The sequence below is a fragment of the Agromyces sp. GXS1127 genome, from assembly GCF_050565425.1.
In the GTDB taxonomy this organism is placed as follows: Bacteria; Actinomycetota; Actinomycetes; order Actinomycetales; family Microbacteriaceae; genus Agromyces.
Genome location: NZ_JBOCIG010000009.1, coordinates 142,826 through 153,372, shown reverse-complemented (window position 1 = coordinate 153,372; position 10,547 = coordinate 142,826). Strand labels below are relative to the sequence as shown.

General features: G+C 73.3%; 12 protein-coding genes. 1 reads left to right on the top strand and 11 read right to left on the bottom strand.

Annotation, left to right across the window (positions count from 1 at the left end; translation table 11 throughout):
* Nucleotides 1-266: 266 nt before the first annotated feature.
* The 3 genes from ACQ393_RS16250 to groES form a co-directional block, all read right to left on the bottom strand.
* A complete protein-coding gene (locus ACQ393_RS16250; protein WP_430647893.1) occupies nucleotides 267-1,559 on the bottom strand; it encodes an ABC transporter substrate-binding protein in 1,293 nt (430 codons plus the stop codon).
* Between the two features lie 249 nt (nucleotides 1,560-1,808).
* Nucleotides 1,809-2,765, bottom strand: coding sequence for an EamA family transporter RarD (gene rarD, locus ACQ393_RS16245; protein WP_430647892.1), 957 nt, complete (start codon nucleotides 2,763-2,765; stop codon nucleotides 1,809-1,811).
* A 144-nt stretch (nucleotides 2,766-2,909) separates the two neighbouring features.
* Entirely contained in the window at nucleotides 2,910-3,206 is a 297-nt protein-coding gene (gene groES, locus ACQ393_RS16240; RefSeq protein ID WP_055894868.1) for a co-chaperone GroES, read from the bottom strand.
* Nucleotides 3,207-3,335: 129 nt separating this feature from the next.
* Here groES and ACQ393_RS16235 point away from each other — a divergent pair, with 129 nt between their 5' ends.
* Nucleotides 3,336-4,523: a THUMP-like domain-containing protein gene (locus tag ACQ393_RS16235; RefSeq protein WP_430647891.1), complete on the top strand. Its 1,188-nt coding sequence runs from the start codon at nucleotides 3,336-3,338 to the stop codon at nucleotides 4,521-4,523.
* Between the two features lie 16 nt (nucleotides 4,524-4,539).
* Here ACQ393_RS16235 and ACQ393_RS16230 read toward each other — a convergent pair whose 3' ends face one another.
* The 8 genes from ACQ393_RS16230 to alr form a co-directional block, all read right to left on the bottom strand.
* Nucleotides 4,540-5,085, bottom strand: a complete 546-nt coding sequence (locus tag ACQ393_RS16230) for a hypothetical protein (RefSeq protein WP_430647890.1) — start codon at nucleotides 5,083-5,085, stop codon at nucleotides 4,540-4,542.
* 9 nt (nucleotides 5,086-5,094) lie between these two features.
* Nucleotides 5,095-5,892 (bottom strand): DUF4190 domain-containing protein, encoded by a 798-nt coding sequence (locus ACQ393_RS16225; RefSeq protein ID WP_430647889.1) that lies wholly within the window; start codon nucleotides 5,890-5,892, stop codon nucleotides 5,095-5,097.
* A gap of 37 nt (nucleotides 5,893-5,929) precedes the next feature.
* Nucleotides 5,930-6,301, bottom strand: coding sequence for a DUF4190 domain-containing protein (locus ACQ393_RS16220; RefSeq protein WP_430647888.1), 372 nt, complete (start codon nucleotides 6,299-6,301; stop codon nucleotides 5,930-5,932).
* Nucleotides 6,302-6,476: 175 nt separating this feature from the next.
* The gene (tsaD, locus tag ACQ393_RS16215) at nucleotides 6,477-7,526 is read right to left on the bottom strand and encodes a tRNA (adenosine(37)-N6)-threonylcarbamoyltransferase complex transferase subunit TsaD (protein WP_430647887.1); all 1,050 of its coding nucleotides are present in this window, start codon (nucleotides 7,524-7,526) and stop codon (nucleotides 6,477-6,479) included.
* A complete protein-coding gene (gene rimI, locus ACQ393_RS16210; RefSeq protein ID WP_430647886.1) occupies nucleotides 7,523-8,140 on the bottom strand; it encodes a ribosomal protein S18-alanine N-acetyltransferase in 618 nt (205 codons plus the stop codon). The genes tsaD and rimI overlap by 4 nt, the downstream gene beginning before the upstream one ends.
* Nucleotides 8,137-8,757, bottom strand: coding sequence for a tRNA (adenosine(37)-N6)-threonylcarbamoyltransferase complex dimerization subunit type 1 TsaB (gene tsaB, locus ACQ393_RS16205; RefSeq protein WP_430647885.1), 621 nt, complete (start codon nucleotides 8,755-8,757; stop codon nucleotides 8,137-8,139). The genes rimI and tsaB overlap by 4 nt, the downstream gene beginning before the upstream one ends.
* Before the next feature lie 64 nt (nucleotides 8,758-8,821).
* A complete protein-coding gene (tsaE, locus tag ACQ393_RS16200; RefSeq protein WP_430647884.1) occupies nucleotides 8,822-9,346 on the bottom strand; it encodes a tRNA (adenosine(37)-N6)-threonylcarbamoyltransferase complex ATPase subunit type 1 TsaE in 525 nt (174 codons plus the stop codon).
* Nucleotides 9,346-10,485 (bottom strand): alanine racemase, encoded by a 1,140-nt coding sequence (alr, locus tag ACQ393_RS16195; protein WP_430647883.1) that lies wholly within the window; start codon nucleotides 10,483-10,485, stop codon nucleotides 9,346-9,348. The genes tsaE and alr overlap by 1 nt, the downstream gene beginning before the upstream one ends.
* Nucleotides 10,486-10,547: the final 62 nt, after the last annotated feature.

Sequence of the window (10,547 nt, the reverse complement as noted above, 5' to 3'; positions counted from 1 at the left end):
CAAGACCACGGCTAGACTGCCCGCGACCGTTCACTTTCCGGCCGCCGCAAACGACCAGAATTCAACCGTCGTCGACAGCGGCCCCAGCGGTCGGGCAGCCGGAGCCTGAGGTCGGTCGCCTGGTCGCGCCCGTGCGCCGCGATCCGATCCCCTCAGACCGCGTGTGGCACGGCTGGGAGAGGGCGCCACGAACCGCGCCGCGGCCGCTTCCCTGGGCACGCGAAAGGGCCCCGGCCGAAGCCGGGGCCCTCTGCTGCGGATCGGGATCAGCCGATGCGCGTGTAGGTGTTGTCGTCGGCGTACTCGTAGATGCCGATGGTGGCCTCGGTCGGGTCACCGTTCTCGTCGAGCGTGATCGGACCCGACGCACCGTCGAAGTCGATCTGCTCGCCCTCGGCCAGGAGCGCGGCCGCGTCGGCGAACGTCGTCACCGTCTCGCCCTCACCCGAGCCGCCCGACACCTGCTGCAGGTAGGCGCCGATGTCCTCGCCGGCCGTGCTGTTCGCCGCGTAGGCCGCGAGCGCGATCAGCATGAGGGCGTCGTAGGACTCGGGACCGTAGCTGTAGCTGTCGAGGTCGGGGTCGATCTCGAGCATGCGGTCCTCGAAGCTCGCCTCGAGCTCCGGGCCGGGGAGCGTGCCCTTCGCACCGGCGACGAGGCCGGGCGCGAAGTCCGCGCTGTAGTCGGCCAGGTTGCCGTCGACGAAGTACAGCTGGTCGCCCGGGTAGCCGGCACCGACGAGCGCGGGCACGACGACCTTGGCCTCGTCGAACGTGATGACCGCGACCGCGTCGGGGTTCGCGGCGTTGATCGCCGAGAGCTGCGCGTCGAAGTTCGAGTCACCCGTGTTGAAGAGCTCCTCGGCCACGATCTCGCCGCCGGCGGCCTCGAAGGCCTGCTTGGTGAAGTCCGCCAGGCCCGTGCCGTACGGGTCGTTGAGGACCAGGAGGCCGAGCGTCGAGGCGCCGTCCTCCGCGATCAGGTTGCCGAGGACCTCGCCCTGGAGCTTGTCGGACGGCGCGGTGCGGAAGTACAGCCCGTTGTCCTCGTAGTCCGTGAAGTCGGGCGACGTGTTGGCCGGCGAGAAGTGCACGACGCCGGCCGACGTGATCTGGTCGATGACCGTGAAGGACACGCCGGACGAGGCGGCGCCGATGATCGCCGACACGTCCTGCGAGAGGAGGTCGGTGACCGAGACGGTCGCGATGTCGGTGGTGGTGTCGCCGGAGTCGCGGTACACGACCTCGACCTGGATGCCGGCGTCGGCCTCGTTGATCTCCTCGGCGGCGAGTGCGACACCGGCCTCCTCGGGCGGGCCGAGGAAGGCGAGGGTGCCCGACTGGGGCAGGATCGTGCCGACCTTCAGGGTGAGGTCGCGCTCACCGGCCTCGATTTCCAGGGCGTCGCCGGTGTCGGCCGGCTCCTCGGACTCTTCCGGGGTCGTGGTGCCACCCGTGCTGCACGCGGTGAGGAGGAGGGCGGAGACGCCGGCAATGGCGATGCCCGTCCAGGCCGTGCGAGACGAGCGCGAGCCGGTGGCCCTCGCGAATACGCTCATGATGCTCCTTGGGACTGAAGGATCGGTACACAAACAGCGTCTGGCGACGCCGATGTATCGACCGTATTGCCCGCCCAGAGGGGAAACAAGATTGCCCCGATCACAACCCGGTAACGCACACGGAATCGTTATCTCCGTGACATCCGAGCGCGTTTCTGCGCAGCAATCGGCCGTTTCCGCTGCGGAATCGCGCATCGGACGCCGCTCCGGAACCCGGCGACGGCACCCCGTTCGGGGGTCGTCGGCCGCTCAGACCGGTTCGAGGTTCGCGGCCCGACGTGCGGCGCGCGCACCCCGCACGAGGTCGAACGTCAGCACGACGAGCGCGAGCCAGACGAGCCCGAAGCCCGCCCATCGCTCGGGCGGCATGGGCTCCCCCAGCACGACGACCCCGACGATGAACTGGATGAACGGCGCGAAGTACTGGATGAACCCCATGTAGGTCAGCGGCAGACGACGCGACGCCGCGGCGAACAGGAGGAGCGGCACCGCGGTGACCGCGCCCGCAGCGAGCAGCAGCACCGTGTGCCATCCGCTCACCGTGCCGATCGTGAGCCCGGTCGTCGCCGCGACGACGACGAGGAGGACGACGGCGAGCGGGGCGAGCCAGGCCGTCTCGAGCGTGAGTCCGGACACCGCGTCCACCCGATGCCCGACCCGCTTCTTGATGAGCCCGTAGAAACCGAAGCTGAACGCCAGGACGAGCGCGATCCACGGCAGTCGACCGTAGCCGACGGCGAGCACGACGACGGCGACGATCGAGATGCCGACCGCCGTCCACTGCACCGCGTTCAGCCGTTCGCGCAGCACGAGGACGCCGAGGAACACCGTCACGATCGGGTTGATGAAGTACCCGAGCGCGGCCTCGACCACGTGCCCGGTGAGCGTCGCGAAGACGTAGGTCAGCCAGTTGACGAAGATCAGCACGCCGGCCAGTCCCATCGTCAGCACGACACGGCGGTCGCGCAGGAGCGCACGGAACGCGCGCCACGTGCGCGTCACCGCGATGAGGATCGCGCAGAAGACGAGCGAGAGCAGGATGCGCATCGCCACGATCTCGATCGGCCCGCTCGGGGCGAGGGCGATGAAGTAGACGGGCAGGAAGCCCCAGAGGGCGTACGCGGCGACCGCGTAGGCGAGGCCCGCGCGGCTCACGCCGTCGGGCCTGACGCGCGCCGGCGCGTCGGTGGACGGAGCGGATGGCACCGTGTCAGCCTACGCGCGACGTCCGGCCCGGAGGGCCGCGGCCACTGCCGTCCACCGTCGAGATCCCGCCCCACGCGACGTGCCGGGGGACGCGACGCGGCCCGGATGCCGATGGCATCCGGGCCGCGAAGATGTCGGTGTCGACTAGCGGACGACGACCGCGAGCACGTCGCGGGCCGACAGGACGAGGTAGTCCTCGCCGCCGAACTTCACCTCGGTGCCGCCGTACTTGGAGTAGATGACCTTGTCGCCGACGGCCACGTCGAGCGGGACACGGTTGCCGTTGTCGTCGATGCGGCCCGGGCCGACCGCCACGACCTCGCCCTCCTGGGGCTTCTCCTTGGCGGTGTCGGGGATGACCAGGCCCGAAGCCGTGGTCTGCTCGGCCTCGACCTGCTTGATGACGATGCGATCCTCGAGCGGCTTGATGGAAACCGACACGGTTGACCTCTTTCTTGACGAAGACTGGGGTTAGCAACCTCTGAGTGAGAGTGCTAAAGCGAGTCTATGGCGGTTCTGGCACTCGTGCAACGTGAGTGCCAACGGATGGCGCGGTGCTAGCGTGTCGGCGTGGAACGCGACGAGCTGGTGCGGCTGCTCTCTGCCGAGGGGCTCGCGCTGCTCGACTCGCTCCCGCCGTACTCGTCCAGGGCGGATGTCGTGAAGACGGTGGCGGACCTGCGCAAGCAGGGCCACGATCCCGGACTCGTCGCGGCGGTGCTCAGCCAGTCCAGGCTCCGCTCGAAGGCGCGCGGCAAGTTCGGCGAGTTCGCCGATCGGATGCTCTTCACCGAAGCGGGACTCGAGCAGGCGACGCGACTGCGCGTCGCGGCGCTCCACGCCGGCCGCTACGCCCGTGCGGGGCTCGGCCACGTCGCGGACCTGGGGTGCGGCATCGGCGGCGACGCGCTCGCGCTCGCCGCGGTCGACCTCGAGGTGACCGCGGCGGAGGCCGACGAGGTGACCGCGGCCGTCGCGGCGTTCAACCTCACGCCGTTCCCGAAGGTGCACGTGCTCCACGCCCGCGCCGAGGACGTCGCGCTCGGCGGCATCGATGCCGCGTGGCTCGACCCGGCTCGGCGGACGACCGCCGGGGGAACGACGACGCGGCTCCCGGATGCCGCGGACTACTCGCCCTCGCTGGACTTCGTGTTCGGACTGGCGAAGCGGATGCCCGTCGGCGTCAAGCTCGGGCCCGGCACCGACCGGGACGTCATCCCGGACGGCACGGAGGCCCAGTGGGTCTCCGTCGACGGCGACGTCGTCGAGCTCGTCGTCTGGACCGGTTCGCTCGCCCGCGCGGGCGTCGGACGCGCGGCGCTGGTCATCCGGGGCGACGGTGCGCATGAGCTCGTCGCCCCCGCCGACAGCGCCGACGCCCCGGTGGGCCCGCTCGGCGACTACCTGTACGAGCCCGACGGCGCCGTGATCCGGGCGCGCCTGATCGGCGACCTGGCTCGCTCGATGGGAGCGTGGATGCTGAGCGACGGCATCGCGTACCTGACCGGAGACCGCGCGGTCGACACCCCGTTCGCGCGGGGCTTCCGGGTGATCGAGCGTCTTCCCGCCGACGAGCGCAGCCTTCGGCGTGCGCTGCAGGAACGCGGCGTCGGCACCCTGGAGATCAAGAAGCGGGGCGTCGACGTCGATCCGGCGGCCCTCCGGACGCGGCTCAAGCTGAAGGGCGACGCCTCCGCGACCATCGTCCTGACGCGCGAGGAGGGTCGTCACGTGGCGATCCTCGTCGAACGACGATGAGGGCCCGCAACCCCGGTCAGGCCCTCGAGAGCGCGCCGAACACGATGGCGTAGTAGCCGATCCACACCCCGGAGAAGACCAGCCCTGCCACGCCGGTGCCGATCCCGACGAACGCCGAGGTCCGGCCGTGCTCCTCGCGGCGCAGCCCGAGCACGCCGAAGACGATCGCCGCGAGCGACAACGGCAGCATCCAGCCCACGAACAGCGAGGCCGCGGCGCCGAGGACGCCGAGCACCGCGGCCACCTGGCTGTACACACGCCGCTGCTCGTCCTCGTCCTCGTACCCCGTCTCGTACGGCTCCGGCATCGGCCGGCCGACGGCGAGGAGCTGCCCGGTGGGGAGCCCGTGGATCTCGGCGGTGTCGTAGGGCACGTCGAACTCGCGCGCCGGCGTCGAGGCCGCCCCGTCGGCCGCCCCCGGGCGCTCGGGCCCGTACGGCACCGGTGCGCCGGACGCCGGAGCCGCCGCGGCTCCGTCCGCGGCCGCCGGTGCCGTCGGGGAGGGTGCGCGGGGCGGAGCCTGCCCGGGCTCGTCCGGCCGCGGCATCCGCTCGTCGGTCACGCCGTCACCTCAGTACCGGTACCCGAACCCGTTCCCGATCGAGAACAGCAGGCCCCACAGGATGAACGAGAGCAGCGCGATGCCGATGCCCACGAAGCCGAGCACGAGGCCGGTGAGCCACATGCCCTTCGCGGCCGGCTCCTTGCTGCGGCCGAGGAAGCCGAGGACGACGGCGGCCGCGGGCACGATGAGCTGCAGCACGCCGCCGACGAACGGGATGATCGCGATCGGCGAGCCGATGACGCCGATGATCCCCGCGATGAGCGAGATGAGGCTGAGCACCGGGGTCGGCCTGGACGGCGCGGGCGCGATGCTCGGCGCCCCGGCGCCGTAGCCGTATGCCGCCGCGGGCGGGACCGGCGCCTCCGTGCTCCCGAAGCCCGGGGCCGGACTGTCGTACGTCTGCGGCTCCGGCTGGGCCGGAGTCGACGACGAGGGCGTCGACGCCGACGGCGCCCCGTACGGCGTGGCGGGCGGACCGGGAGCCGCGGGCGCCGGAGCGCTCGGCGGAGCCGGCGGCGCCGGGGGCTCCGGTGCACTCGGCGGCTCGGGTGCGCCCGGCACCTCGGGAGTGCCCGGAGGCACCGGCGTACCGGGCGGCTCGGGTGCGGCGGGCGGTTCCGGTGCGGTGGGCGGCACTGGCCCCGGCTCGGGCTCGAGCGGAACGGTCGGCTCCGTCGGCGGGACCGGAACCGTGGGCGGCTCGACGGGCACGGTGGGCTCGGCAGGCTCCGACGGGACCGTCGGTTCGCTCGGCGCCGGAGGTGCCGGCTCCGTCGGTCGGTCCGGGTTGGTGGGATCGCTCATGCCGAGCCCCTTCCGTGCTGCGGGTGGAGTGGGTGGATCAGTACGAGGTGACGCCGCTGTTGTAGGCGGCGCCTGCGACCACGAACACGAAGATCAGCGCGATGATGCTCGCGAGCAACCCGACGTAGCCGATGATCAGGCCGGCGATCGCGAGGCCGCGGCCCTGCTCGCCCGTCTTCTTGATCTGGCTCAGCGCGATGTGGCCGGTGATGATGGCGACGAGCGAGATGAAGAACGCCGAGACGAGCGAGACGATCGCCAGCACGTTGGTCTTCTGGGTCGCCGGAGCGCCGTACGACGGGTTCGACCCGTACGACGGGCTCGATCCGTAGGCGGGCTGCGCGGGCGGCGCGGGAGGAGGCGGCGGGACGTTCGACGCGTTCGGGTCGGGCGTGTTGGGGTCGGTCATGGTGCGGTTTCCTCTCGTGCAAGCGCGGACCCGGCCATGCTGGCAGCGCCGCAGGGTGGTGTCAACGCTCACGGCGCGGGTCGTCTCCCCGGCGATCGCGGGTCTTCGCTCACCATAGCGCGCACCCGGGCCGCACCGCCGTGGGGATCGCCCGCCACGGCCCCGACGGGCCGGTTCAGCTCCGGATGTCGGTCACCGGCAGCGTCGAATCCGCCCCGAACTCCAGCGAGGACGGCTCGTGGCCGGCCATGATCAGCCGCGCGCCGAGTGCGGCGATCATGGCGCCGTTGTCGGTGCAGAGCGACAGGGGCGGGATGCGCAGCTCGATGCCCGCGGCATCCGCCCTCGCCTCGGCGACCTCGCGCAACCGTCGGTTCGCGACCACGCCCCCGCCGAGGAGCAGCCTCGGCACGCCGAGGTCGGTGCACGCGGCGATCGCCTTCGACACGAGCACGTCGACGACGGCCTCGCGGAAGCTCGCCGCGACGTCCGCCATCGGCACCGGCTCCCCCGCGGCCTCGCGCTGCTCGACCCAGCGGGCGACGGCGGTCTTCAGGCCCGAGAACGAGAAGTCGTAGCGGTGGCGCTCGAGGTCCTTCGGGCGCGTGAGCCCACGCGGGAAGCGGATGGCGTCGGGGTCGCCGCCGACGGCGGCGCGGTCGATCTCGGGCCCGCCGGGGTACGGCAGCCCGAGGAGCCGGGCGACCTTGTCGAAGGCCTCCCCCGCGGCGTCGTCGATCGTCTCGCCGAGCAGCTCGACGTCGGAGTCGAGGTCGCGCACGAGCAGCAGCGACGTGTGCCCGCCGGAGACGAGCAGCGCCACGCTCGGCGTCTCGAGCGGCCGGTCGCCGATGAGGTCGGCGCCCACATGCCCGACGAGGTGGTTGACCGCGTAGACGGGCTTCTCGAGCGAGAGCGCGAGCGCCTTCGCCGCGCCGACGCCGACCATGAGGGCGCCGGCGAGGCCGGGCCCGTTGGTGACGGCGACGGCGTCGAGGTCGTCGAGGTCGACGGATGCCTCGGCGAGCGCTGCGCGGATCGTCGGCCCGAGCGCCTCGAGGTGCGCCCGCGCGGCGACCTCGGGCACCACGCCGCCGTAGCGGGCGTGCTCGTCCATCGAGGAGGCGATGGCGTTGGCGAGCAGCTCGGTGCCGCGCACGATGCCGATGCCGGTCTCGTCGCACGAGGTCTCGATGCCGAGCACGAGCGGCGCATCGCGGTTCATCGAGGTCCTCCGTCGCTGCCGGGGCGGGCGTCGGCGTCCGGCCGGGCATCGACGGCCGCCGGCGCGGCGGTCGCGGCAGTCGCGGCGGTCGCGGCGGTCGGACCCGCGGCCACCGCTGCGCCGTCATCCGTGGTCGCCGGTCGTGTCACGGCGGGCGGGACGTCGAGCCGCATCGCGATGGCGTCCACGCCGTCCGGCTGGTAGTACCCGCGCCGGACGCCGATCTCGACGAACCCGAGCGACTCGTAGAGCCGGCGCGCCACGGGGTTGTCGGCTCGCACCTCGAGGAACAGCTCGGCCGCCCCGCGTCGGCGCGCCTCGTCGATGAGCGCGTGCATGAGGGCGCGGCCGAGGCCCGAACCCCGGTGCGCGGCGTCGACCGCGATGGTCTGGATGTCGCCCTGGCCCGAACCGTGCGGCGCGAGCAGCCCGGCGTACGCGACCGGCTCGTCGGGGCGGGCGTCGTCGACGGCGACGAGGTAGTGCGTGTGCGGCGCCTCGATCTCGCTGAGCATCGCGGATCCGGGCCACGCGTCGGTCGTGAACGTGGCGCGCTCGAGCCGCATGATCGACTCGAGGTCGTCGCGCCCGGCACGACGGAGCATGAGGCTCATCGCAGCACCCGCTTCCCCGCCGACGGCGTGACGTCCGGTGCCCGCAGGTAGAGCGCCTCGTCTGCGGCGACGGGCAGGCGCCCGGCCGCGTGCGCGAGCTCGGCGACGAGTCCGAGGGAACCGGCCGAGACCGTCTCGGCGTCGAGGCGGATGCCGCGGGGCGCGGGCACCCCGTCGCGCGGCTCGAGGCGGGGCTCGGCGAGCCGGACCGGCAGGCCGTCGGCGTCGAGGCCGTCGTAGTCGGTGACGGCGGACTCGCGTCGCCGGGCGTCGGTGACCACCTGGAGCCGGCCGGAACCGCCCGCGGCGTACCACGCGTGCGCGACGGCGTCGTGGCTCACGACCGGCACCACCGGGCGACCTATGCCGAGCGCGAAGGCGCGTGCTGCGGCGATGCCGACGCGGAGTCCGGTGAACGGGCCGGGTCCCATGCCGGCCGCGACGCCGGAGAGCTCCGCCGGCCGTACGCCGGCCCGCGCGAGGACGTCGCGGATCCCGTCGCCGATCAGTTCGGCATGGCGCATGGTGTCGTTCGTGCCGGTCTCGGCGAGGATCCCGCCGTCGAGGTCGACCACGGCGACGCTCGTCCCCGTGGACGTGTCGATCGCGAGGAGCATGGCATCAAGCCTAGATGCGCGTCGCCGCACGCTGGCCGCGGGGCGGGCGGGTGCGGGCTCGCGGTCACGCCTCGAGCTCGGGCTGGACCGCGTACGGCGTTCCGGCCCAGCGCGGCCCGTGGCCGCGGAGCTCGACCGACCGCGGCTCGTCGTCGACGAGCTCGGCATCGGCGACGCCGGGATCCGCGTCGTCGAACCCGTCCTCGTGCCCGCGACGTCGGGCGATGACGACCTCGAGCCAGGAATCGCTGACGTCGTCGAGCAGGCCGGCGCCCCACTCCACGACCACCACGGAGCGCGCGAAGTCGAGGTCGAGGTCCTCGAGCTCGGCGGCGCTGCCGAGCCGGTACGCATCGACGTGCACCAGCGGTGCGCCGCCGACGAGGCTCGGATGCGTCCGGGCGAGCACGAACGTGGGGCTCTGGACGGGCCCGCGGATCCCGAGGCCCTCGCCGATGCCTCGGGTGAGCGTGGTCTTGCCCGCGCCGAGCGGGCCCGTCAGGACCACGAGATCGCCGGCGCGCAGTTCCCGACCGAGCTCGCGCCCGAGCGCCTCCATGGCCTCGGTGTCCGGGACGGCGCGGCGCATCAGGCACCCCCGACGTGCGTCCGGGGCACGCGCGGCCCGATGCGGGTGACGATCTCGTAGCCGATGGTGCCGGCGGCGTCGCCCCAGTCGTCGGCCGACGGCGCGCCCGCGGCGGGATCGCCGAAGAGCACCACCTCGTCGCCCACGCCGACCTGGGCCTCGCCCACATCGACGAGGAACTGGTCCATCGCCACGCGTCCGGCGATCCGGTGCCGCGCGTCGCCGATCGCGACCTCGGCTCGTCCCGACGCCTGTCGCGGCACGCCGTCGGCGTACCCCAGCGGGACGAGCGCGAGCGTGGTGGGCCGCTCCGCGCGCCACGTGTAGCCGTACGACGCGCCCGTGCCCGCATCGACGCGGCGGACGGCCGCCACGCGCCCGCGCAGGGTCATGACCGGCGTGAGTCCGAGGTCCGCCGCGGTCGTCCCGTCGCCGAAGGGCGGGACCCCGTAGATCCCGATGCCGAGTCGCACCATGTCCAAGCGCGCCTCGGGCATCCGCAGCGCGGCGGCCGTCGACGCGAGGTGCCGGATCTCGGGCGACAGCCCGGCGCGTCGCGCCGCCTCGACGCCGTCGAGGAACGCGGCGAGCTGGGCGGCATCCTCGTCGGGCGAGGTGTTCGCGAGGTGGCTGAACAGCCCGCGCACCCGCACCCGACCCGCTGCCTCGAGGGCGGCGGCGCGCGCGACCGCATCGTCCCAGTCGGCCCGGAGGATGCCGTTGCGGCTGAGGCCGGTGTCGAGCTTCAGGTGCACGTTCGCGACGCGACCGGCGGTGGCCGCGGCATCCGCCATGGCCTCGAGCTGCGCGAGCGACGAGACGCCGAGGTCGATGTCGTGCGCGATCGCCGTCTCGAACCGTGCGGCGGGATCGTGCAGCCAGGCGAGCACCGGGGCGTCGATCCCGGCATCGCGCAGTGCGAGGGCCTCGTCGAGGTCGGCGACGCCCAGGTGGTCCGCACCCGCGGCGAGTGCGGCGCGCGCGACCTGCGCCGCGCCGTGCCCGTAGGCGTCGGCCTTCACCACCGCCATGACCTTCGCCGGCGCGACCGTCCGGGCGAGGGCGGCGACGTTCGCGCGCACGGCGTCCAGGTCGATCACGGCCTCGCGGAACGGCGACCGCACGTGACGGGGGTTCACTCGCCCTCCCCCGCCGCGTCGGGGCCGACGAGGGCCTCGCGCGAGGTGGCCGCGCGGCCGAC